Here is a 24,141-nt window from a genome sequence, read left to right on the forward strand (position 1 = left end):
GCTATAAACTGTTGAAAAAGCTTATAAAAATATCGTTTCTGCTTATTTTGCTGTTCTGCATTTTTTCCTGTAAAGTGCAGCATTTCTCTGCACCCGAATACGGTGAGATTAAAGCAGAAAGATCTTTCGGAATTAAAAAAGTGACCAATTTCCGTACTTTAGGAGGTATCCGGAATACAGAAGGAAGAACCCTGAAAGATGGAATGTTATACAGAAGCGCCCAACTTCATAAACTGAGCAAAAGATCTTTTGACGAGATCCGCGGGCTGAAAATTGAAGAAATCATAGATCTCAGGAACGGGAATGAAATTGCAAAAAAACCGGACCATCTTCCGCAATTTGTAAGGTACCGTAATTATTCGGCATTTGAAGATGAAGGCGACCAGCTGGATCAGGCCAAAAAGCTGGTGCTGAAGGGTAAGGTGAATGCCACTGACGCAGAAAAAAGAATGGTGGAGTTTTACCGTGAATATGTTACGGAAAATCCTGAGATAATAAGGAAGATCATAACTGAAACGCTGGAATCGGATAAGCCGGTTCTCTACCATTGCACAGCCGGAAAAGACAGGACCGGAATAATTACCGCCCTGATCCTGACCATTCTGAAGTTTGATAAAAAGACCATTTATAACGAGTACCTATTATCCAATAACTTCAGACAAAAGGTTATAGACAAAAGGCTGAGCCTCGCCCATAACCTGCATTTTTTATACCCTAAAATGGACCCGGAAGTTTTAGAAAAGCTCAGCTGGGTTGAAAGAAGCTATCTGGATGCGGCCTTTGATGAAATCAATAAAAAATATGGATCTGAGGACGCTTATATTCAACAGGTTTTAGGAATTTCTGATAAAAAAAGAAAAGAATATATCCATAAGTTCACTTACTGAAAAACAGGTACGTTTTTTCATTGAAAATCACTTTAAAATTTATAATAATTTTAATCCTTAAATCAAACTTTTTTAGCAATTTTGCATTCTTAATTCACTTGTCTAGAAATGAAAATAAAATACTCGGAACTAATTGATCAGACATTATATTTTCCCACCGAAGAATTTAATGTTTCTGAAAACAATTTGTTGTTTCACGATATTCCGTTGATGGATGTTGTTGAAAAATTTGGTACTCCGCTAAAAATTAGCTATCTGCCGAGAATTTCTCAAAATATTCAAAAGGCGAAAGGCTGGTTTAAAGAAGCTTTTGAGAAAACCGACTATAAAAAGAACTATACTTATTGCTACTGTACAAAATCCAGCCACTTTAATTTTGTGATCGAGGAAGCGTTGAAAAATGATATTTCTATTGAAACATCCGCAGCCTATGATATGGATATCGTAAAATCTTTGTATGAAAAAGGTAAAGTAGACAAAAATATTGAAGTAATCTGTAACGGATTTAAAACGGATGATTATCTGGCAAAGATTTCAGATATGATCAACAGCGGTTTTGAAAATATAACCCCGATTCTGGATAATTACCGCGAGCTGGATAAGCTTACGGAAAGCATTGATACCACTTTCGACATAGGGATCAGGATTGCCTCCGAAGAAGAGCCTAAATTTGAGTTTTATACATCAAGACTGGGGATAGGGTATAAAGATATCATCCCGTATTATAGCCAGAAAATAGCGGAACATCCGAACGCAAGGCTGAAGATGCTCCATTTTTTCATCAATACCGGCATCAAGGATACGGCATATTACTGGAACGAATTGTATAAGTGCCTCCGTGTATACGCCCGTTTGAAGAAAATTGCTCCTGAAGTGGATTCCCTGAACATCGGTGGAGGTTTTCCTATTAAAACTTCCCTGAATTTTGATTACGATTATCAGTATATGGTGGAGGAAATTGTTTCCCAGATCAAAAAGTTCTGTGAAGAAGAAGGTGTGGAAGAACCGAATATCTATACGGAATTCGGAAGCTTCACCGTTGGAGAGAGCGGGGCTAACCTGTATAAGGTGATTTCCCAGAAACGTCAGAATGACCGGGAGAAATGGAATATGATCGACTCTTCCTTCATGACAACACTTCCTGATACCTGGGCCATTTCAAGACATTTTATCATGCTTCCGCTTAACCGCTGGGAAGATACTTACGAAAGGGTATTCTTAGGTGGGCTTACCTGTGATTCTGACGACTATTATAATTCAGAACAGCATACCAATGCCATCTACCTTCCGGTATTCAGCGATACAAAGCCTTTATATATCGGCTTCTTCCATACAGGAGCTTATCAGGAAACGATCAGTGGTTATGGAGGTGTTCACCACTGCCTGATGCCACAGCCGAGACATATCCTTATCCAGAAAGACGAAAACGGTGAGTTTCAGTATGAAATTTTCCGTGAGAAACAGGAACCTGAAGATATTCTGAAGCTTCTCGGATATAAGCAATAAGCAGAACGTAAGAAATGATATAATAAAGAAGCTCCCGCAGGGAGCTTCTTATCTTAAAAATATTTTGAAATTTTATCCAGCTCCAGTTCGGCATAATCGGAGACAACGATATTGGCTAAAGTATAATCCTGATTTTTTGAATGCTGGCTTCTGTAGGCGGAACAGAAAATATTCGCTTTATGGGACGCTATGATCCCGTTGGTAGAATCTTCAATTACCATACAGCTTTCGGCCGGTTCTTCGGCAATCTGGGCTGCCAGAAGGAAAATTTCAGGGTGAGGCTTTGATTCCTTCAAATCCGCGCCGCTGATCTTTCCGCTAAAATATCTTTCAAGACCGAACTTTTCAAAAACCATATTAATGGTGGTCATGGTAGCTGAAGAAGCCAGGACCAGTTTCAGCCCGTTTTCATGATAATGCTCTATTAATTGTTTCACACCCGGGATCAGATCAAAATCATCATCATGGTAAAAATAATCTTTAAAATAATTTCTTTTGATCTCTGCAAGATCCTCATGGCTGTGGTTAAGGCCAAACTCCCGTATTAAGGTTTCGCATACCTTTTTGGTTGAGGCACCGGTAAAGGAGGCATATAAATTTTCAGAAACCTGAATATCCAGGTCACTGAACATCTTAAAATAAGCTTTTCTGTGCAATGGCTCTGTATCTACAATCACTCCATCCATATCGAAAAGAACAGCTTTTAAAGGCATATTGAAAAATTTTAGCAAAGATAAGCATTTGGGTCTGGAGTATAAAGTTTTGAATTGGATGTTTTGGGTGAGAGCAGCAGTATCAGCCTTTAGTCCAGCGTAGGCAATAACCCGCACTATTAACTCATCTAGTTTTGTATCTTTGCAGTAACAATTTTATTCGATCATTTAAATTTTAAATAGAACATGAGAACATACGCAGGAATTCCTGAAGAGAACGCAAAGCTTGAGAGCTCAAAAGTAATGCTGGTAACCGTACCCTATGACGGAACTTCAACATGGGGGAAAGGGGCTGATAAAGGCCCGGAATTATTTCTGGATGCTTCTGAAAATATGGAGCTTTATGATATTGAAACAGGAACTGAACCCTATCTTCACGGAGTTTACCTGGCAGGAGAGGTCACTGAAAACTCCTCACCAGAAGCAATGACGGAAGCGGTTTACCAGAAAACCAAAGAGCTTTTGAACCACGAGGGTAAATTATTTACACTTTTCGGAGGAGAGCACTCCGTATCTATCGGATCTATCCGCGCCGTAGGTGAAAAATATGATAATCTGACCGTTCTTCAGCTGGATGCTCATACCGATCTGCGCCACGAATTCCATGGCTCTACCTCCAATCATGCCTGTGCGGTTTTTGAAGCTAATCAGAAGCATAATCTTGTACAGGTGGGAATCCGTTCCATGGATATTGAAGAAAATGAGTATCTGCCGGAAGGAAGAGTGTTCTTTGCCCATGAGATTGCCAATAATGAGAACTGGGTCAACGATGTGCTGGAAAAAGTTTCGGGAAATGTATATATTACAATAGATCTTGATGCTTTTGACCCTTCCATAGCACCGTCTACAGGAACGCCGGAACCGGGCGGGCTGCAATGGTATCCTACATTGGAGTTACTGAGAAGGGTATTTGAGAAATGTAATGTGGTGGCCTTTGATATTGTAGAACTCATGGATTCTCCGATGGCCAAGCCAACGGCATTCCTGGCGGCTAAGCTGTATTATAAGATGCTTGCCTACTATCACATCAATAATAATTAAAATTCCGCAAGAACCGGATTTTTTCTGCCGCCTATTCTTTGGAAATTTGTGAGGTAAAATAAAATGATATGTCTACACAAGATCAAATAGATTACAACAGGATTGCCAAAGCGATAGAATATATCCAGGGCAATTTCAGGCTTCAGCCGAGCCTGGATGAGGTGGCGGAAAAAGTGCACCTGAGCCCTGCCCATTTTCAGAAAATATTCACGGATTGGGCAGGGACAAGTCCTAAGAAATTTTTACAGTTCATCAGTATTGAACATGCAAAAAATCTATTGAAGGAAGAAAAGGCAAGCCTTTTTGATGCGGCCTATGAAACAGGGCTCTCCAGTACAAGCAGGCTTCATGACATGTTTGTGAAAATAGAGGGAATGTCACCGGCAGAATATAAAAACGGCGGAAAAAACCTGAACATCAATTACAGCTTTTTTGAGAGCCCTTTTGGTAACGTTATTACGGCGTCTACAGAAAAGGGAATCTGTCATATGGCTTTTGAAAATGATAATGAAGTGGCATTAGGGAACCTGAAACACAGATTTCCCAATGCTGCTTTTTTTGAAAAACAGGATGAGCTTCAGAAAAATGCATTATCTATATTCAGTAAGGACTGGACGAAGCTTAGCACAATAAAATTACACCTTAAAGGAACAGATTTCCAGCTCAAAGTTTGGGAAAGTCTGCTGACCATTCCTATGGGAAGGTTATCCACCTACGGCAGTATGGCGCATAAGATCGGGAATCCCAAAGCCTCCAGGGCGGTGGGAACGGCAATAGGAAGCAATCCCGTAGCTTTCCTGATCCCTTGTCACCGGGTAATCCAGTCTTCCGGAAATATAGGAGGGTACCGATGGGGAAGTGCCAGAAAAAAGCTTATGGTAGGCTGGGAAAGTTCGCGAGCAGCCAATTATGAATCACCAGAAAAGTAAACAAATTCATGATCAAAGAGAAAATCATATCCGCTTATGAAAAAATTGCTGAAAAATACAACGAGCTGATCGACCATAAGCCCCATAATGCCTATTATGACCGGCCAAACACGCTGGAGCTGATCCCTGATGTGAAGGAAAAAACGATTCTGGATGCAGCCTGCGGTCCCGGAAAATATGCGGAAATATTGCTGTCTCAGGGTGCGAAGGTGAAAGGTTTTGACATCAGTGGAAAAATGGTGGACCTTGCACGGATAAGAAATAATAACAAAGAAGATTTCTTTGTCCATGACCTGTCATTACCGCTGGAAATGTTCAGCGATGAGACATTTGATATTGTCATATGTACACTGGCCCTTCATTATATCCGGGATTGGACGGTGCCGGCTCAGGAATTTTCAAGAGTTTTAAAGCCCGGAGGTGTACTGGTAATTTCCATTGAACATCCGTTTTTTGAGTATACCTGTTTTAATTCTGGTCAATATTTTGAGATTGAGCATGTGAGCTGCATCTGGGAAGGATTTGGAGATCCCGTGGAAATCAGCAGCTTCAGGCGACCTTTAAGCGAGTGTCTGTCTCCGTTTACGGATAACGGCTTTTATATTGACAGGCTGGTGGAACCGAAACCTGTAAAGGAATTTGAACAGTATGATCCGAAGCATTATAAAGAATTGAATCATTTCCCCGCCTTTATGTGTATCAGGGCGGTAAAAAAATAACCTATGGATCTATTTGAAGAAATAACAGACTTTCCGCTCAATATCCTTCCGAAAGACGGCACTGCTCATTACTACGGGAAAATTTATTCCAAAGAAAAATCAGATTTTTATTATGATTACCTCCTGAACCGGATTCCCTGGGAAAATGATGAGGCGGTAATTTTCGGAAAACTGATATTGACCAAGAGAAAAGTGACCTGGTTCGGGGAAAAGGCTTTTGAATATACTTATTCAAAACGGACCAAATATGCAAAACCATGGACCCCGGAATTATTGGCATTGAAACAGAAATGTGAGGAAATTTCAGGGGACACCTATAACTCATGTCTTCTGAACCTGTATCACGATGGCAGCGAAGGGATGGCTTATCACAGCGATGGTGAAAAAGACCTCAAAAAACATGGGGCAATCGCCTCATTAACTTTTGGGGCGGAGAGGAAATTCCTGTTCAAGCATAAACAAACCAAAGAAAGGATCGAAATATTCCTGGAACACGGAAGTTTATTGGTGATGAAGGGAACAACTCAGGACCACTGGCTGCACCGGCTTCCACCTTCGGTAAAAGTAAAGCATCCGAGAGTGAATCTCACTTTCCGGACCATTGAAGAATAAATATTATCCCGATCCAAATGAAAAACGCTGTATTCAGATACAGCGTTTTTTTCTATTTAAGAATCTCAGCTTCTATTGCGCTGTCTTCATAAACTTTTATAAAAGCCTTGGTATAATCTTCTTTTGTCGCAAAATTTGGATTGTTCATAAACTTTTGAGGATTGACAGCAAAAAGAGGGAACCATGTACTGCTGATCTGTATCTGTATTTTATGGCCTTTTTTGAAAGTATGGACCACATCCTGAAGTCTGAAATTAACGGCAGTTTTCTGATCAGGAACCAAAGCTTCCGGTTTTACCCTTGAATTTCTGAATCTCGCCGGCATGATTTCACTTCTTACCATTTGGTGATAATTGCCGTAAATAACACCGTCTTTCTTTTCTGCCGGCTGATAATCCTCAGGATAAATATCGATGAGCTTTACAGCAAAATCAGCATCGGTGGAAGTGGAAGCAATATTCAGCTTAGCCATGATTTCCCCCGCAAAAGTAATATCCTCTGTAAGGGGATCTGTAGTGAAGTTCAGGACATCAGGCCTGCCGACTGCGAATCTCTGGTCTTCAGACATGTAGTTTCTGGGTGTGAATCCGTTGAAGTCTTTCAGGCTGGCAGAGCTTAGGACAGGATTATTGGGATCGCTGTAATATTCTGAAAAGCCTTGTCCGGCAGTATTTTTTAAAGCTCCTTTGGTCAGATAAAAATTGATTTTCTGTGTATTTTCAGGCGGATAGGTAGCAAATTCTTTCCATTCCTTGGCACCTGTGTCATACATGAGCGCTTCCGGAAGCCCTGCATCTTCTTTGGAATTACCTTTCAGATAATGACTGAAAAAACGGGTCTCGATGTTTTTCTGATAATAGGTGGCAAGGCTGTCACCGAAATAAATGTCATTATGAAAATGTTTTCCCTGCTCCTGGGACCAGCCGCCATGGGAAAATGGTCCCATCACAATGGTGTTTTTTGCTTTTGGGCTTGTCTTCTCTATGGTTTTATAAATATTTAAGGGTCCGGAAAGATCTTCCGCATCAAACCAGCCACCGACAGTCATTACCGCATGGTTAACGTTTTTCAGATGAGGTAAAAGGCTTCTTTTTTGCCAGAATTCATCATAGTTCGGATGATTCATAATTTCCGTCATAAAGAAGTTGTCCTTATAGTATTTCTCATAAGCATCCTTCAGGGTCCCCAGTTCTCTGTAGAATTTCAGCCCGTCTTCGGAAGTTTGCTTTATAAAAGAATCCATAAACCAATTTTCTTTTTCCGCTTTGGTTTTCTGAACCCCGAATACAGGGAATGTTCTGAAATATCCGAGCATAAACCTTCCGTTATGAAGGAAATCATCGTTCCAGAAATCTGAAATGGGTGCCTGTGGAGATGAAGCCACCAGAGCCGGATGATCTGCCAATATTCCGGCAGCAGTGTAAAAACCGGGATATGAAATTCCGAACTGACCTACCTTCCCGTTGTTGTTTTTGATATTTTTCAACAGCCACTCAATCGTGTCATAGGTATCTGTACTTTCGTCAACATCTTTTTTGGTTTTGCGTTCCACCTGAGGAGTCATATTGGTGAAAGTGCCTTCGCTCATGTATCTTCCCCGTACATCCTGGTAAACAAAGATATATTTATCCTTCATAAGGTACGGGTTCGGGCCGAGCTTTGTTTTATATTCACTTTCCCCATAAGGAGCAATACTGTAGCAGGTTCTTTGCATTAAGAACGGATATTTGTTTTTCCCTGAAATATCTTTGGGGATATAAACGGCAGTGAAAAGCCTGACCCCGTCACGCATCGGAATATAAAATTCTTTTTTTGTAAAGTTGTCCCTGACAAAAGTATCAGCCTGGGTGTTTTGTGATTTCACAAAAACAAAGAAGACAATAAAAAAGATTGAGAAATGTACCTTCATAAACTTAATTTGAAGCTAAAATATAAATAAATATGATTATGTTAAATAAAAATCCCCCGGAAACTCCGGGGGATCTTCATATATTATTTTGTCTGTTATGCTCTTAAATATCTTGAATAGGCGTATCCTTCCTGGCCGTCAGCTGTTTTTACTTTCCACCAGTCGTCAGACGTCTGCTCAATTAAGGTCACTGAAGAACCTTTTGCAGCTTTTCCTACCACAGCCGCTTCCGTAGAAGGCTCCTGTCTGATATTCAGATTGGATTCTTCTGTAGCAACGGTAAGAGCCGAGCCTGCAGCAAGACCTGCTACCTGAACATCAATATTGATATCTGAAGCGGAATAAGAAGAGTCAATAGCTCCCAAAGCATTCCAAACAGCGTCTTTAGCTGCTGTGTTAGAAGCCTGGCCGGAAACATATAAAATACCATCCTGTTCCTGTACCTGAAGATTTGAAATCCCTGCAGACTGGGCAGCCGAGATTACTCCTGAATATTTATCCTGTAATGTGCTCATTTTAATAATTATTTTACGACTAGATTATTGTTATATTTTCCGATCTTCAAAGCATCCACAGATTCTTTGATTTTTCTGGCCTGTTGAGCAGAAACGTTTCCGGTAAGCGTTAATTCTCCGTTTATCACTTCTACTTTTACCGAAGGGAAATCTTTAACAGCATCCTTAACTTTTTGCTGAACAGCAGGATCTACAGCAGATTGAGTCTCAACCGGTGCAGGAGCCGCCGCCGGAGCAATCGTAGACATATCCATCACGTCTTTTATACCATTGATAGCTTTTAACTGGGTAATCATGGCATCCTTGGATGCCTGATCTGTAAAAGTACCACTCAGGTGAGCAACACCGTCCTTTACCTCTACAGAAGCATTAGGGTTAGACGTTACTACAGTGGTAGCCTGGGTCTGAAGATCGGCATCAGAAACTTTCTTTTTGCAAGAAACCGCTCCGAAGGATACAGCTACAGCCAATGCAGCCATCGCGATAGTTTTTTTCATAATTGTATATTTTAATAATGTTAATACAATCAAATGTAATAATAAAATTTGTACCAAAAGAATAAAAGTTAAATAAATATTTCTTAATTTTTTTACAATATTTTCATTTTCAACATAATTGATTTCAATGTATTGAAAATGTAACATAAATTTAATCCCAGGTGCTTCCGTCCCGTGCCAATGATAAAAAACGTTATATTTGTGCAATTTGAAATCTGTATATGAAAGGACAAAATAAACTGTTTATAGCAATCATTATCGCACTTGTTCTGGGTGTAGGAATCGGTGGGCTGGTACATTTGCAGTATCCGGAAAGCGCGGAACCGTTTTCCAGGAATATAAAACTTCTGGGAACCATTTTCATCAGGCTCGTGCAGATGATTATCGCGCCTTTGGTTTTCACTACGCTGGTGGTAGGTATTGCCAAGATGAGCGATATTAAAATGATTGGCAGAGTGGGAACAAAAGCAATGCTTTGGTTTATTTCTGCTTCCCTGGTTTCACTTTTTATAGGATTGATACTGGTTAACTGGCTGGAGCCGGGGCATATTACCAAACTGCCGATCCAGGATGCTGCCTCTGCGGAAGAACTGTTGAAAAGCAGTAAGGGCTTTTCCCTAGAGGATTTTGTAAAGCACGTTATTCCGAAAAGCATATTTGAAGCTTTCGCTGAAAATGAAGTATTGCAGATCGTGGTCTTTTCAATCATGTTCGGGATTGCATTGGCCAATATGGGGGAAGAATATGCCGGGCCGGTGATTAAGCTGTTTGATATTGTAGCCCATGGGATCCTTAAAATGGTAAGCTATATTATGTGGTTCGCTCCGCTGGGAGTTTTAGGGGCTATTGCAGCAGTGGTGGCTACCAATGGTTTTGAAATCTTTAAAGTATATGCAATATATCTCAGAGATTTTTTCTTTGCCTTAGGTATCCTTTGGCTTGTCCTCTTACTGATCGGATATTTTATTCTCGGTAACCGTCTCTTCGAATTGATGAGAAGAATCAAGGAACCTTTGCTGATCGCTTTCTCAACAACAAGTTCCGAAGCTGTTTTTCCGAAGCTCGTAGAAGAGCTCGAAAGATTCGGATGCAACAGCAGGGTGGTTTCATTTATCCTGCCACTGGGGTACTCATTCAACCTGGACGGAAGTATGATGTATATGACATTTGCTTCTATTTTCATTGCCCAGATCTACGGAATAGAGATGACTCTGGGACAGCAGATAACCATGCTCCTGGTCCTGATGCTTACCTCAAAAGGAATTGCCGGTGTTCCGAGAGCTTCCCTGGTAATTATTGTTGCCACTTGTTCCATGTTCGGAATCCCACCAGAGGGTATTGCCCTGATATTACCGATAGATCATTTCTGTGATATGGGAAGAAGTATGACCAATGTGCTGGGTAATGCATTGGCCACTTCAGCGGTTTCTAAATGGGAAGGGCAGCTGGAGGGCCACGACGGTAAAATATAAAATTATCAATGACGGAACAAAATTTGGAAGGCCATAAGGATCTCATTCTTGAAAATGGCTTTACGGTCATCAGCAATGTCTTTTCTGATCAGGAAATTGAAAAGATTACCGATATTATCCGGAATGCGGATCATTCAAGAGAAACCTTCAGGAAGTCTGGAGATCTGTTTGCAATAAGACAGTTTTTAAAGGAAGTTCCGGAGGTCAGGGAGGTGATCTTTAATGTGAATATACAGAAGATCATCAGAGAGGTCTTCGGAAACAGATATTTTGTTGTCAAGAGTATATATTTTGATAAGCCTGAAATATCCAACTGGTATGTTGCTTATCATCAGGATCTGACCATCTCCGTAGACAAAAAAAACAGATATTTCCGGGTTCGGTCCCTGGACAGGCAAACAAAATCAATTTGCTGTTCAGCCTCCGCCTGATATTCTTGAAAACATTTACACGATCAGGATTCATCTGGATGATACCGATGAAAACAACGGCGCCCTTAAAGTTATCCCGAAGAGCCATTCTAAAGGAATCATCAGAGTGGATGGTACAGATCCGGGGACTATTGAAGCCGAAAAAATCTGCAATGTGGAAAAAGGCGGGATAATGATTATGAACCATTGATTTTCCATGGATCAAACAGGACCACCAATGGTAAAAGACGAAGAGTAATCCATATTGAGTTCTCTGATATGGAGCTCCCGGAAAATCTGAATTGGTCCGAAAGGATGAATTAATATAAACATTATTTTTCCATGTATGAATATAAAATACCAAAGACTATTGTCATCACGGGAGCAAGCAGGGGGATTGGTGCCGCAACGGCTATACTTGCCGGGAAAAAAGGCTATAATGTAGTGGTGAATTACCTGAAAAATCGGGATGCGGCAGAAACTGTGGCTGATGAGATCCGGCGGGCAGGAGGGAAGGCTATAGTAGTGAAGGCGGATGTTTCTGAAGAAAAGGATGTGAAAAGATTATTTGCGGCAGCCGTAGACGCTTTCGGAAAAGTAGATATGCTGGTGAATAATGCCGGGATACTGGAAAAGCAAAGCAGATTGGCTGATATCAGCGCAGACAGATGGCAACGTATTTTTCAGGCTAATGTGCTGAGCTGCTTTTTATGCTGCCGGGAAGCTATAAAGCTCATGTCCGGAAATAACGGTGGAAGCATTGTGAATGTATCTTCTGTTGCCTCTCAGACCGGGTCACCCAATGAATATGTGGATTATGCCGCATCCAAAGGAGCTGTGGACAGCCTTACCATAGGTCTGGCAAAAGAAGTGGCGGCAGAAAACATCAGGGTAAACGGAGTAAGGCCGGGATTTATCTATACGGATATTCATTCAGATGGCGGCGAACCGGATAGGGTGGAAAGATTAAAGAATACCATCCCTATGCTTCGGGGAGGAAGCCCTGAAGAGGTTGCCCATTCCATTTTATGGCTTCTTTCTGATGAAGCTTCTTTCTGTACCGGGACCTTCATCAACGTTACAGGCGGAAAATAGGCACAAAAAATAATAAAATAATCAAACGGTGGCCATATATGGCCACCGTTTGATTATTTTGCTGAAATTTCATCAATAAAGATATAGGCTTCTCCGCCTGCCCCCTGATGCCATTCCGGAAGCTTTCCGAAATAAAAAGCTTTTACTTTTATATAACGGACCTGTGTAGGCAAGATATCAGCGGCAAATTCTTTGATCTGAACCGTTTCATCTTTCGGATCCACAGCATTGTCCACCGTTTTTAAAAGAATGAAATCCTTGCCGTTCATGGATGCATAATATTCTACTTTTTTAGGCATTAGAATCCATGCCCTGCTGTCCTGAAGATAGGTTGAAGACAGCTTTGTAATATCCTGAGGCGAGTTGAAATCTATAATAGCTTCAAAGTTCTGCCCCTGATAGCCCTGCCATTCGCCTTTTCGCCAGTTGACAGCTCCGTTAATGCCATCAATAAGAGCAAGCTTTCCGCCTGCCGTATATTGAGGGTTGACGGTTGAATTTACGGTAATATTCCAATAATTGGGTCTTTTATTAAAGCTGGCAACAGTAACGGAGCTCTTTTCTCCGTTCCTTTCGGCATAGGCCAGGACCTGGGTGGTTTTGTCGATGGTAAACGGCTCTTTATAGACCTTGAAGGTTTTTCTCACCTGGGCATCACCGTTATCCATGGTCATATAGTATACCTTATCCTGAGGATTCAAAGGGGTGATCTCAACTTTAGTGGAAAAATCAAAAAGCCTGTTTGCGGAAATCACCGGAGATGTTGTCAGCTCATCGTACTTAAAATCCTTTACGGGAGTCAGATTTTCAAAGCCGAGTTTTTTAAGCTCTGCCCTGGAAATATTAGGAGTGATGGTTCTTGTTGTGCCGTCTTCCAGGCGGATATTCACCTCATCGAAATATGGCCTTGTTGTTTCCCACTCGGGCTTTCCGGGAGTTACAGAATAAATTCCCATAGCACTTAGCACATACCATGCGCTCATCTGTCCGCAGTCTTCATTTCCTATCAGTCCGTCAGGAGCATTTTTGTAGAAATTATCCAGGATATATTTTATTTTGTCATCCGTTTTCTGAGGTTTATCCACAAAGTTGTATAGATAGGCGATATGATGGCTCGGCTCATTTCCCTGGGCATATTGCCCTATTAAACCTGTAATATCCGCCTGATCCCTGCCGGTAGTTTTGTCTGGTGCCGAGAAGATGGCATCAATAAACTGCTCAAACTTTTCTTTCCCGCCATGAGCTGCAATCAGCCCCGGAATATCCTGTTGCACAGAATAAGAATAGTGCCATGAATTTCCTTCCGTATAATTATTATTGACTTCCCTAGGGTCGAATGGCTCATACCAGTTTCCGTTCTTTCTTGGCTGCATAAAACCGTTTTTAGGATTATAAAGGTTTTTCCAGTTCTGAGACCGTTTCATAAAGTACCTGTAATCTTCCTTTTTCCCTAATATTTTAGCCATCTGCGCAATGCACCAGTCGTCATAGGCATATTCCACCGTTTTGGAAACGCTTTCGTGTTCGTCATCAATACTGATATAGTTATTCTGCTTGTAGGCATTAAGCCCGAAAATATCCAGCATTGCCGAATGTTTGGAAGCTTCAAACGCTTTTTCATAATCAAACCCCTGGATGCCTTTCGCCATTGCGTCTGCGATAACAGAAACGGCATGGTAGCCAATCATGCATTCCGTTTCATTGGATGCCAGTTCCCAGACAGGGAGTTTTCCCCCCTGCTCATATTGCTTAATAAAGGTATTGATGAAATCAGCTGTTCTTTTCCTGTCAATTAAAGTCATCAAAGGATGAGCTCCCCTGAAAGTGTCCCAAAGGGAAAAAACCGTATAATAATCGAAGCCGTTTGCGGTATAGAATTTATTATCCCTCCCCCTGTATTTTCCGTCAACATCCATATTGATGTTGGGCTGGGTAAAAACATGGTATAATGCGGTGTAGAAAACGGTCAGCTTATTTTTATCGTCCGATTTTACTTCTATTTTAGAAAGCTCCCTGTTCCATTCATCAGCTGCCTGCTTTTTAATCCTTTCAAAATCATCAGACCTGCCTTCAGCCAGCATGTTTTTTCCTGCTCCTTCATAGCCGGTAGGTGAAAGAGCTACCTTTACCCTTATTTTTTCACCTTTTTTTACCTGTGTTGAAAAAGCCAGCGCTAATCTGGTCCCTGTGTACAGATTATTGTCCTGCTTTCCGTTTACCTCTTTCTTTGAAATTTTCATGGATTTTGAAAATTCAATCCGTGCATAAATATACTGGTTGGTAGCCCAGGCCTCACTTCTTCTGAAAACCTCAATGGTTCTGTCATCAATCACCCTGACTTCACCTTCCAGAAGTTTATCCCTGTGATTCAGGTCAAGAATGATATTGGCATTGCCGGCATTGTTAAAAGTATACTCATGATAGCCAACCCTTTTGGTGGTTGTCAGCCGGACATCGATATTGTTTTTATCCAACTTCACGGAATAAAATCCGGCAGTTGCTTTTTCATTTTTATGCGTGAATTTTGATGCATACTCCTTATTGTTCAGGCTGGGGCTTCCCATAGTGGGCATTAGCATGATATCCCCATAGTCTGAAACTCCGGTTCCGTTGAGATGGGTATGGGAGAATCCGTAAATTACAGAATCTGAATAATGATATCCGCTGCAGCCGTCCCAGCTCCCGTCTATCCTGGTATCCGGAGAAAGCTGTACCATTCCGAAAGGTACAATGGCCCCGGGGAATGTGTGTCCATGGCCACCCGTCCCGATGAAAGGATTTACATATTGTGAAAAATTTTGTGAAAATAAATAATGAGAAATAATTCCTAAAAGAACAATGAATATCTTTTTCATTTTTTGAATTAAAATTCCTTAAAAATACTACAAAATTCCGATGTGCAAAAGAATTTATCTATCACAATGTTTATTGATTCTAAATAGATAAAATTTCCTTAACTTTGTAGACAATTTATTTAGTTTATGTTGACGAAAGAAAAGGTTCAGAATTTCCTTAAAGAGATAGAGGTTGATGATTTGGTGAATAACCTTCAGATCATGGGTGATGATGTATATATAGATATGACCGCCCATTCTCCTGCCATGCACGAAAAAAAGAAGTTGGAAGCAGCCATGAAGCAGGCTTTTGCAAGCGAGTTTGGGGAAAACATTCATTTAAAACTTAAGATAGTTTCTCCGGAGCCTGGTGAGATCCAGAAAAGCCAGATCAAAGGAAAGCAGATCCCGGGAATCCAGAATATTATTGCCATTGCTTCCGGAAAAGGAGGGGTAGGGAAATCTACAGTGGCTGCAAATATGGCAGTAACACTGGCCAAAATGGGCTTCAAAGTAGGATTACTGGACGCGGATATTTATGGCCCGTCTGTTCCCACTATGTTTGATACAGAAGGAGAAAAACCGATTTCCGTAGAAGTAAACGGAAAAAGCATGATGAAGCCTATTGAAAACTATGGAGTGAAAATGCTTTCTATAGGATATTTTTCAGGGGCTAACCAGGCTGTGGTATGGAGAGGGCCGATGGCTTCAAAAGCATTGAACCAGATGATCAGGGATGCTGCCTGGGGAGAACTGGACTTTTTATTGATAGATCTGCCTCCGGGTACCGGTGACATTCATTTATCGATTATCCAGGAAGTTCCGGTAACGGGTGCCGTCATCGTGAGTACACCTCAGCATGTGGCCCTGGCAGACGTAAGAAAAGGGATTGCTATGTTCCAGATGGAAAGTATTAACATTCCGGTTCTTGGATTAATCGAAAATATGGCGTATTTTACACCGGAAGAATTGCCGGATAATAAATATTATATTTTTGGCAACCAGGGAGCCCAATATCTGGCTGAAGATCTTGGAATCCCGGTATTAGGAGAGATTCCTCTGATCCAGAGTATCAGAGAGGCGGGAGATGTGGGAAGACCAGCTGCATTACAGGAAAATTCCAAAATTGCGGATATCTATACGGAAACTGCACAAAAAATGGTGGAAAGCCTGGTAGAAAGAAATAAAAACCTTCCTCCGACGGAAGCTGTAAAAATTACAACCATGGCGGGATGCTCACCAAAAGCAAAATAACTTCATTCTGATTGATTAAAAACCGAATGAGCTGAATTAAAAAATATGGAAACAAATATAACACACGAAGATACGGTAACAAGAGTAATGGAAGCTCTGGAAAGTATCCGGCCGTTCCTGAACAGGGACGGAGGAGATATTGAGCTTATTGATGTGAAAGATAATCAGGTTTTTGTAAAACTTTTAGGAAACTGCTCCGGATGCTCACTGAATTTTTCGACTTTGAAATTAGGAGTGGAAAATACCATAAAGCAGCATGCTCCGGAAATAGAAAAGGTGATAAGCGTAGAATAAAAATAACGGATATATTTTTTAAGACAGGTCAAGGCCTGTCTTTTTTATTATGCTGCGAACCATTAAGGCCCAAAGCGGGATTTACACTGATATATAGAAATGCCTCAGGATTTTTCCTGAGGCTTGGTCAACCAGATATTTTATTCTATTTTACAATAACTCTCCTGATATGCCCTTCCGATGTTTTTATCAGGTAAACTCCTGCGGAAAGCCCGGAAGTGTCTACGGTCAGAGCATTTTTCTGTTTTCCGGCTAATTTTCCGGACATATCGTACAGTTCATAATCCTGTGCCCTGTTGAAATAGAGGATATTTCCTTTAGTCACCGGGTTCGGGAACACATTGAATGTTGCCTTCTCCGCTTTTGTTTCCCCTACAGCCAGTGTTGAACCGGCAATTTCATACATTGATAATGTACCACTAATCTCATTGGCAATTATAACATATCCTTTTCCGGTTGTTGTATTTTCAGGAGCGATATAAATAATTCCTTCCGGTCCGTTATCACCTCCGTAAGCCGATGTCATCCGGGAATGCTTGTAGTCTGTAAAGGTAGGATTATTGGGATCGGTGATATTGTATACCATCACTCCTCCTGTCCTTTCTAAAGTAATGAAAGCATACGTCTGTCCGTTGATGGTAGCCAGCGTCACCCCTTCCGGTTCAGGCCCTTTGGCGCGGCTTCTGTTTTTGGCACCGTTACTTTCATTATCAGCATTGAAAATCAAAGGGTGATGAGCTTCAATATACCTTTCGAACCTGTCACCGCTGTCATAAACAATCTGTTGGGTATCCGCATTGAAAATTGAAAAAGAACGGGCTCCCAGAGCCGATATTTCTTCAAAATCAGTGTCATTATCAGTATTTCCGGTAGCATTGGTCACCCTGAACCTGCCCAGATTATAAGAAGCTTTTAAAACCGAGGAATTCGGGAAAAGAGCCGGATCCAATGTGTAGCTGTTTGCGCCTACCGTAGTTCTTTCACTAAAGCCTGACAGATCTTTTTCGTCACCCTCATTGGCCGTTACAATATAGTTGGTATTTCCCACTTTGTAATTTTGTATGGCATCAGGAATGTAATACGCCTTTACAGGCCAGTTGGCGATCAGGATTTCATTATTATTGTCAGAAGCGTCGAAGCCGTTTCCTGGCAGGCTCATGTCTTTTTTACCCAATCCCCAGATGGCTGTTATTGTTTTTGTGGAAAGATCCACTTCGGCAATGGCATTATTTTCCTGAAGCGTTACCCAGGCCTTCTGGCTATCTGCACTTACGGTTACATATTCAGGCTCCAGGTCTTGTGAAAGGCTATTGTTGGTTCTTACCTTTCTTAGTCCGGTTGCTGTTAGTGCGGCTAGCTGGGAATCAAAGTTATTGAAGTTAAGGGTAGTAACATTGTTTTGGGTTAAACTGCTGATTCCTCCCGAAATATCAATAATGCTGACAGAGCCTTCAGGATCTACCGTATAAGCATCGTTTGGTTCGCCCTCATTAGCGGTGATGACTTTGGTTCCGTCAGGAGTGAAAGTAATCATGTCCGGTAAGGCTCCTACGGTAACCTGTTTCAGGAAGTTTCCGTTGATATCAAAGAAAATAACCGAGCCGTTCTGCTGGGGATCAGCATTTGGAGACGCTACAGCCAGGATTCCGTTTTTAACTGCAATACTTGTAATTCCGCCATAAGGAGCCATATTCACCGTTTGAATAACAGACGGAGTGTCAGGATTGCTGAAGTCGATGATATCAAAAACATCCGTTACGGAGCTTATGGTGAATAATCTTTGGGTAGCCGGATCGTGAACGACAATTTCAGTGGAACTGCTATTGTTTCCGGAAGGATCAAAACTTCCGATATAGTTTAGCTGGATCTGATGGGATGGAGCGGGGGCCGGCTTATCATTATCAATGATATATACGGTTGCGGAATGATCCCCTGTAATGGTGGCGCCCACAGGATCTTCCAGACTTACCACAAAATACTCAGCTTCCTGTTCCTGTAAAGTATCATCAATGATCGGGATATTTACAGTATAGCTGGTGATAGAAGGAGAAATAGTGATCGTCTGGTTGCTCAATGTGAAATCATTCTGATCGGCGGTACTGTACGGAGCGGGCTTTACAACCAGGTTAACCGTTGAATTTGAAGGATTGTTAACATTAATTTTGAAGGCTAAGTTCCCGGAATTTTCATTTACCTTAATGAAATTTTTATCTAGTGAGACGGTTGTGCCGCCGGTTGTGAAAGTGCTTGAAGTAGATGCGGCCACTGCGTTGTCACTGAAATCTTCAATGGTGTCGGGCTTTAAAGCGAGATAGTACGTCTGGTTTGGAACCAGGCCGGCAGTGGGGATTACCGTGATCGTATTGTTACTGAATGTAGTGGTAAAAGGAACCTGTGTACCGGTGGAATTTCCGATACGGAACTCAATGAGGTTCTGAGCATTGGAACCGGTAATTGCTGAATTATCGATCAGCCTTACATTTTCATTAAAAGAAATGGTAGGATGTACCGTGGTAGAAGCATTGTTTGCATTGTTCGCAGGAAGATAGGTCACTGCCGGCGGAGTAGTGTCTGCCCCTCCAGCAGCTGTTGCATCCACAGTAAAATTATCAAATCGGTTGTTTCCGACATTTCCTCCTGATCCGGTTGAAAATTCAACTTTTAATTTAAAATCCGGATTGTTTGAGACTCCCGGAACGGCTGAAAAATCAAAGGTGATCAGCTGGGGGTTAGCATCCTGTGGAGATACGGTCTGATAAGGCTGGAAAGTAATTCCGTCAGTTGAATAAGACCAGGTCTGGGTTCCTGCTCCGGAGCCTGATCTTCTTGTTGTGAATTTTACCACTACATTATCATATCCGGTTGTAGGCAGGGAGAACTGCAGGGCACCGCCTATAGGATTGTTGAATCTTAAATGTGTTCCGGCCGGATCGCCATTTCTCGCATTCAGATTTTCCACATTAAAGTTTTGTCCGGTTCCACCTGCGAAATCTATTTCGCTTGCTCCGCCGGCAATGGCCGTAAGAGAGCCGTTAAGTAAAGTAGATGCAGGAGTGGTGATGGAGGCTGCAGACGCATTATTATTGAAATTCCAGTAATGAATAAGGGTCTGCCCGAAAAGCCCGCCCTGAAGAAAGAACGCAGCTATGACAGATCCTTTTAAAAGGTAATTATTCGCCATTTTACATAAATTAGTTTATGCAAAAATGAACTTTATACCCTGTAAATATTTTAAGGGAACTTTAATAAATGTTTAACAATATTGTAATTATATCAATTGTTGATGTAAAAAATAAAGCAAAGTAAATAGCCATATCCCTGATAGAAATGAATGGAGTAAACCGGTGTCTATCTTGTCTTTTTTGCCGAGATATTTAGATGCTTACCTGTGGTTTTCGTTCCTTCCAAAGGATGCTTTTGCATATAAAAATATCCCGAAATAGCAGTCAGAACCAATAAAATAAATGCAACCAGAAAAATTCTTTTAATCATCTCTTTCATATCGCTAAATTTTTAATGTCCTTGATTTCTAAAGTTGATATTGGATATCCTTTCTGCACCGCATGCACCATTGCTTTCCCGACTTCGTGTAAAATTAATGATTTTGACGGTAAAAAAACAGGAAAAAACCAAATAAATGGTTTAAAGAACCATTTTACATTTACCTGACCCTTCACGGGCTTCATAAATCCGGGCCGGAAATTATAAACATCCCTGAATTTCATCTTTTTCAAAGCGTTTTCGGTTCTTCCTTTTACCCTTGCCCACATAAGCCTTCCGTTTTCCGTACTGTCCGTGTGAGCTCCTGAAATGTAATTGAAAACCATGTTTGGATTCTGGTTCAGGACAGCTCTTGCAAAATGTAAAGTGGTATCATAAGTGATCCGGGTATAATCTTCTTCATTCATGCCTATACTGCTGATCCCTGCACAGAAGAAACATGCATCATAGCCTTTCAGGTTTTCATCATTTAAGTCTATTTTCAAGAAGTCGGGGACGAGGTATTCCTTTAATTTGGCATGTATTTTTCCCGAAGGCTTTCTGCTTACGCTGAGTATTTCGGAAACGGCGGGATTTTCAAGGCATTCCATTAAAACACCTTCTCCTACCATTCCCGTAGCTCCCGTAAGAATTATTTTAATTGAGTTCATTTTTTTAATATCGATATTCTGTTGACGGTTTACAATATGCTTTTACTTTACCTAAGATAAAAAATTTTGGGATGATCTTAACTCTATCATAAATTGCCGGTATAGATAAATCCCTGAGCCTCAAAAGCAGGAATAAAAAATCCGGCCATAACTGGCCGGATCTGGATATATGAATCTTAGCTTTTCTACTTTTTATCCTGCAGCTGGCTGTAAATATTATGTATAAGCCCGTCTGCCACGGATATTTTAGGAACAAAAATTCTTTTGATATCAGCCCAGGACATTATATTATTATAGATTTTCAGTGCATGGACCAAAACATCAGCCCGGTCTTCCCTCATATTGTATCGGGTCATTCTTTCATCCACAGAAAGACTGTCAAATTCCTTATATACCTTTTTGAGATGTGCCAGGGACATCGGTCTGCCGTCCTTGGTCTTGCTCATTGAGAAGACCTTGTTGATATTTCCGCCCGAACCGATAGCCACGATAGGCTTCTTGCTGACAATATAGGTTTTGACTTCTTCTTTCATTTCTTTCCAGTTATCCAGGGTAACCAGATTGTTCAGTAACCGTATGGTTCCGATGTTGAAAGATTTTTCATATTTCATTTTCCCGTTTTCATAAAAGGTAAGTTCCGTAGAACCGCCTCCCACATCTACGTACAGATATGCAAATTCTTTGTCCAAGCCTTCGGCAATATGGTTTTCATATACCAGGGTAGCTTCTTCATCCCCGGAAATGATCTCAATGTCTATGCCGGATGTTTTCTTTACCTCTTCAATGATATCCTTGCCATTCGCCGCATCACGCATGGCACTGGTGGCACAGGCCCTGTAATGATCTACTTTATAAATTTTCATCAGATCACTGAAAATTTTCATAGAATCAATTACCATTTTTTCTCTTTCCGCACCAATCTTTCCAAGAGTAAAAACATCCATTCCCAATCTCAGCGGGACTCTCAGAAGGTTAAGCTTAATAAATTCCGGTTGTTTATTATTGATCTTAACTTCATTGATCAAAAGTCTGGCTGCATTACTCCCGATGTCTATGGCTGCAATCTTCATTTCTTGTTTGTTTTGGCTTTTAAGTATTTATACGTTTCAATCTGAGAACGACACTCGTCTTTATCATTCCGTACGTATTCGTTTCTCAATTTTTTGTCTAAAATACGAGCTTTTACATTATCTTTCAACTGAATGTCCAGAATATCTTTCAATTCATTTTTAAGGTCATTATCGGTAATCTTTACTGCAGCTTCAATTCTGTAGTCCATATTCCTTGTCATCCAGTCTGCGGAAGAGATGTAGATGTCTTCGGAGCCTTTATTATAAAAATACATTACCCTGGCGTGTTCCAGGTATTCGTCAACAATGCTTATGGCTTTAATTTTTTCTTTAAAGTCTTTCTGGTTGACAGCACAGTATATTCCTCTCACAATCATTCTGATGATAACTCCTGCCTTGGCAGCATCATATAATTTGGTAATCAGTTCACGGTCACTCAGGGAGTTGACCTTAATGATCATTTCAGCTCTTCTTCCCGCTTTGGCCTCTTCTATTTCCTTTTCAATATGATGTATGATCCTGTCCCGCATAAACTGAGGACAGACCAACAAGTTTTTACAGGTTTTCAAAACCGGCAGATAATCTTCTTTGGGTTTTTTCAGCACATTGAATACTTTATTGATATCTGCCATAATGCCGCGGTCTGCCGTCATCAGCAGGTGGTCTCCGTAGATCCTGGCTGTCTTCTCATTAAAGTTTCCGGTGCTTATAAAGCCATACTGGATGGTCTTGTTATGTGCTCTTTTCTTGATAACGCAGAGCTTGGCATGTACTTTTTTATCAGGAATTCCTATCAGCACTGTTACACCTTCCGGTTCAAGAATTTCTTTCCATTCAAGGTTGGACTCCTCGTCGAAACGGGCCTGGAGCTCAAGCATTACCGTTACCTCTTTCCCGTTCCTTGCCGCATAAATCAGGGCATTGATGATTTTTGAGTTGCTGGCTAAACGGTAGGCCGTGATCTGGATAGATTTCACATCCGGATCCATTGCCGCTTCCCGGAGAAGGTCGATTACCGGGTTGTACTTATGATAGGGAAAAGTAAGGAGAACGTCCTTTTTTAAAATGACATCCGTTATCCTTTCCCCATGCTCAAAAGCGGGATGTGAAAAAGAAGTTCTTTCCACAGGTCTTTCATAAGCTTCAAAGACCTCGGGAAAATCCATGAAGTGTTTAAAATTATGGATTTTGCCTCCGGGGATGATGCTGTCTCTTTTGGTTAAGTTCAGTTTCCGGATAAGCAGCTCAAGCAGGGCTTTATCCATATCCTTATCAAACACAAATCTGGTGGGTTTGCCCTTTCGCCTGTTTTTGAGACCTTTTTCTATTTTCTCTGCAAAATTGGTCCTGATATCATTATCCAGATCCAGTTCGGCATCTTTGGTAACCTTAAACGCATTGGCTGCAAATTCGTCATATCCGAAATAAGAAAAAATATGGGGTAAGTTGAAGGTGATCACATCTTCCAGCAGCATTACATTTTTTTCTTCCGGATCTTCCGTAGGAAGCAGTACAAACCTTCCCACAAAACGGGACGGAATTTCAATAATGGCATAGTTGCTGGAATATTGCCAGTCCTTTTTCCTCATGGCGACACCCAGATAAAGACTTTTATCCCTTAAGTAAGGCATTGGAGTATTCTCATGAAGCAGAATGGGGATCACATTGGATTCTACCACTTCATCAAAATAGGTTCTTACAAATTCCTTTTGCCTGGAGGTCAGATTTTTTGGAGTTTTAATAAAAACCTTATGATCTGCCATCTCATCCTGGATTTTTTTCCAGGTTTTATCAAAGTTTTGCTGTTGCCTGATGACGATCTCGTTGATCTTCTGCAGAATTTTGGAAGGAGGCTGGAAAAAAGATTCTGCAATAACTTTTTCTTTAAAATCCATGGCACGCTTCAAACCCGCGACACGAACCCTGAAAAATTCGTCCAGATTGTTGGAAAAAATTCCCAGAAAGCGGATTCTAAGATGCAAAGGGACCTTGTCATCCATAGCTTCCTGTAAAACCCTTTCATTAAAGGCAAGCCATGTAATATCTCTTGGATTAAAATGTAATGACATTCTTTGGTTTATATTTTATCAAAAATAATAATAAGTAGGCTTTCCCGGTCATTTTAGAAGTTAAACTTAGATTAAATTTTAAGCATTGCAGATGCGCAATGTGTCTTGAATAGCATGATTTAACATAATGTTGAGATGAATAATGAATGCACGAAAGGTATGTG

22 protein-coding genes are annotated in these 24,141 nt (G+C 41.0%); 12 read left to right on the top strand and 10 right to left on the bottom strand.

The features are described from left to right. Positions 1 to 11: 11 nt before the first annotated feature. Entirely contained in the window at positions 12 to 887 is an 876-nt protein-coding gene (locus ABMQ40_RS00795) for a tyrosine-protein phosphatase (protein WP_370895528.1), read from the top strand. 108 nt (positions 888 to 995) lie between these two features. Further along, a complete protein-coding gene (locus tag ABMQ40_RS00800; protein WP_370895530.1) occupies positions 996 to 2,393 on the top strand; it encodes a type III PLP-dependent enzyme domain-containing protein in 1,398 nt (465 codons plus the stop codon). 53 nt (positions 2,394 to 2,446) lie between these two features. Here ABMQ40_RS00800 and ABMQ40_RS00805 read toward each other — a convergent pair whose 3' ends face one another. After that, positions 2,447 to 3,106 (bottom strand): HAD family hydrolase, encoded by a 660-nt coding sequence (locus tag ABMQ40_RS00805; RefSeq protein ID WP_370895532.1) that lies wholly within the window; start codon positions 3,104 to 3,106, stop codon positions 2,447 to 2,449. Positions 3,107 to 3,292: 186 nt separating this feature from the next. Between ABMQ40_RS00805 and speB the strand changes: the two genes are divergently transcribed. The 4 genes from speB to ABMQ40_RS00825 all read left to right on the top strand — a co-directional run bounded on the left by speB (position 3,293) and on the right by ABMQ40_RS00825 (position 6,407). Then, positions 3,293 to 4,147, top strand: a complete 855-nt coding sequence (gene speB, locus ABMQ40_RS00810) for an agmatinase (RefSeq protein ID WP_370895534.1) — start codon at positions 3,293 to 3,295, stop codon at positions 4,145 to 4,147. A 68-nt stretch (positions 4,148 to 4,215) separates the two neighbouring features. Beyond that, a complete protein-coding gene (locus tag ABMQ40_RS00815; protein ID WP_370895536.1) occupies positions 4,216 to 5,076 on the top strand; it encodes a bifunctional helix-turn-helix domain-containing protein/methylated-DNA--[protein]-cysteine S-methyltransferase in 861 nt (286 codons plus the stop codon). Between the two features lie 8 nt (positions 5,077 to 5,084). Then, on the top strand, positions 5,085 to 5,795 hold the full coding sequence (locus ABMQ40_RS00820; protein WP_370895538.1) for a class I SAM-dependent methyltransferase: 711 nt from the start codon (positions 5,085 to 5,087) through the stop codon (positions 5,793 to 5,795). Positions 5,796 to 5,798: 3 nt separating this feature from the next. Then, a complete protein-coding gene (locus ABMQ40_RS00825) occupies positions 5,799 to 6,407 on the top strand; it encodes an alpha-ketoglutarate-dependent dioxygenase AlkB family protein (RefSeq protein WP_370895540.1) in 609 nt (202 codons plus the stop codon). A gap of 52 nt (positions 6,408 to 6,459) precedes the next feature. Here ABMQ40_RS00825 and ABMQ40_RS00830 read toward each other — a convergent pair whose 3' ends face one another. The 3 genes from ABMQ40_RS00830 to ABMQ40_RS00840 all read right to left on the bottom strand — a co-directional run bounded on the left by ABMQ40_RS00830 (position 6,460) and on the right by ABMQ40_RS00840 (position 9,328). Further along, positions 6,460 to 8,316: a CocE/NonD family hydrolase gene (locus tag ABMQ40_RS00830; RefSeq protein ID WP_370895542.1), complete on the bottom strand. Its 1,857-nt coding sequence runs from the start codon at positions 8,314 to 8,316 to the stop codon at positions 6,460 to 6,462. Between the two features lie 95 nt (positions 8,317 to 8,411). Beyond that, a complete protein-coding gene (locus ABMQ40_RS00835; protein ID WP_370895544.1) occupies positions 8,412 to 8,831 on the bottom strand; it encodes an SH3 domain-containing protein in 420 nt (139 codons plus the stop codon). Positions 8,832 to 8,839: 8 nt separating this feature from the next. Further along, a complete protein-coding gene (locus ABMQ40_RS00840; protein ID WP_370895546.1) occupies positions 8,840 to 9,328 on the bottom strand; it encodes a BON domain-containing protein in 489 nt (162 codons plus the stop codon). Between the two features lie 221 nt (positions 9,329 to 9,549). Between ABMQ40_RS00840 and ABMQ40_RS00845 the strand changes: the two genes are divergently transcribed. The 4 genes from ABMQ40_RS00845 to ABMQ40_RS00860 all read left to right on the top strand — a co-directional run bounded on the left by ABMQ40_RS00845 (position 9,550) and on the right by ABMQ40_RS00860 (position 12,305). Next, positions 9,550 to 10,800 carry a dicarboxylate/amino acid:cation symporter gene (locus ABMQ40_RS00845; protein WP_370895548.1) on the top strand — a complete coding sequence of 417 codons (1,251 nt, stop codon included), beginning with the start codon at positions 9,550 to 9,552 and terminating at the stop codon, positions 10,798 to 10,800. Positions 10,801 to 10,808: 8 nt separating this feature from the next. Further along, positions 10,809 to 11,231, top strand: a complete 423-nt coding sequence (locus ABMQ40_RS00850) for a phytanoyl-CoA dioxygenase family protein (protein ID WP_370895550.1) — start codon at positions 10,809 to 10,811, stop codon at positions 11,229 to 11,231. 34 nt (positions 11,232 to 11,265) lie between these two features. Further along, entirely contained in the window at positions 11,266 to 11,421 is a 156-nt protein-coding gene (locus tag ABMQ40_RS00855) for a phytanoyl-CoA dioxygenase family protein (RefSeq protein WP_370896137.1), read from the top strand. Positions 11,422 to 11,552: 131 nt separating this feature from the next. After that, on the top strand, positions 11,553 to 12,305 hold the full coding sequence (locus tag ABMQ40_RS00860; RefSeq protein ID WP_442340149.1) for an SDR family oxidoreductase: 753 nt from the start codon (positions 11,553 to 11,555) through the stop codon (positions 12,303 to 12,305). Positions 12,306 to 12,358: 53 nt separating this feature from the next. On the opposite strand, the gene ABMQ40_RS00865 is transcribed toward ABMQ40_RS00860, so the two are convergent. Continuing rightward, positions 12,359 to 15,160 (bottom strand): GH92 family glycosyl hydrolase, encoded by a 2,802-nt coding sequence (locus ABMQ40_RS00865; RefSeq protein ID WP_370895552.1) that lies wholly within the window; start codon positions 15,158 to 15,160, stop codon positions 12,359 to 12,361. A 126-nt stretch (positions 15,161 to 15,286) separates the two neighbouring features. Between ABMQ40_RS00865 and ABMQ40_RS00870 the strand changes: the two genes are divergently transcribed. Both ABMQ40_RS00870 and ABMQ40_RS00875 read left to right on the top strand, forming a co-directional pair. Beyond that, a complete protein-coding gene (locus ABMQ40_RS00870; RefSeq protein ID WP_370895554.1) occupies positions 15,287 to 16,393 on the top strand; it encodes an Mrp/NBP35 family ATP-binding protein in 1,107 nt (368 codons plus the stop codon). 45 nt (positions 16,394 to 16,438) lie between these two features. After that, positions 16,439 to 16,687 carry a NifU family protein gene (locus ABMQ40_RS00875; RefSeq protein ID WP_370895556.1) on the top strand — a complete coding sequence of 83 codons (249 nt, stop codon included), beginning with the start codon at positions 16,439 to 16,441 and terminating at the stop codon, positions 16,685 to 16,687. 145 nt (positions 16,688 to 16,832) lie between these two features. On the opposite strand, the gene ABMQ40_RS00880 is transcribed toward ABMQ40_RS00875, so the two are convergent. From ABMQ40_RS00880 to ppk1, 5 genes are all read right to left on the bottom strand, one after another. Next, complete coding sequence (locus ABMQ40_RS00880; RefSeq protein ID WP_370895558.1) at positions 16,833 to 19,868, bottom strand: choice-of-anchor I family protein; 3,036 nt, start codon at positions 19,866 to 19,868, stop codon at positions 16,833 to 16,835. Between the two features lie 167 nt (positions 19,869 to 20,035). After that, positions 20,036 to 20,188, bottom strand: coding sequence for a hypothetical protein (locus ABMQ40_RS00885; RefSeq protein ID WP_370895560.1), 153 nt, complete (start codon positions 20,186 to 20,188; stop codon positions 20,036 to 20,038). Continuing rightward, on the bottom strand, positions 20,185 to 20,838 hold the full coding sequence (locus ABMQ40_RS00890) for an NAD-dependent epimerase/dehydratase family protein (RefSeq protein ID WP_370895562.1): 654 nt from the start codon (positions 20,836 to 20,838) through the stop codon (positions 20,185 to 20,187). The genes ABMQ40_RS00885 and ABMQ40_RS00890 overlap by 4 nt, the downstream gene beginning before the upstream one ends. Before the next feature lie 185 nt (positions 20,839 to 21,023). After that, a complete protein-coding gene (locus ABMQ40_RS00895) occupies positions 21,024 to 21,908 on the bottom strand; it encodes a Ppx/GppA phosphatase family protein (RefSeq protein WP_370895564.1) in 885 nt (294 codons plus the stop codon). Next, on the bottom strand, positions 21,905 to 23,977 hold the full coding sequence (ppk1, locus tag ABMQ40_RS00900) for a polyphosphate kinase 1 (RefSeq protein WP_370895566.1): 2,073 nt from the start codon (positions 23,975 to 23,977) through the stop codon (positions 21,905 to 21,907). Before ppk1 ends, ABMQ40_RS00895 begins: the two co-directional genes overlap by 4 nt. Positions 23,978 to 24,141: the final 164 nt, after the last annotated feature.

Source organism: Chryseobacterium gossypii (assembly GCF_041361455.1).
GTDB classification, from domain to species: Bacteria; Bacteroidota; Bacteroidia; order Flavobacteriales; family Weeksellaceae; genus Chryseobacterium; species Chryseobacterium gossypii.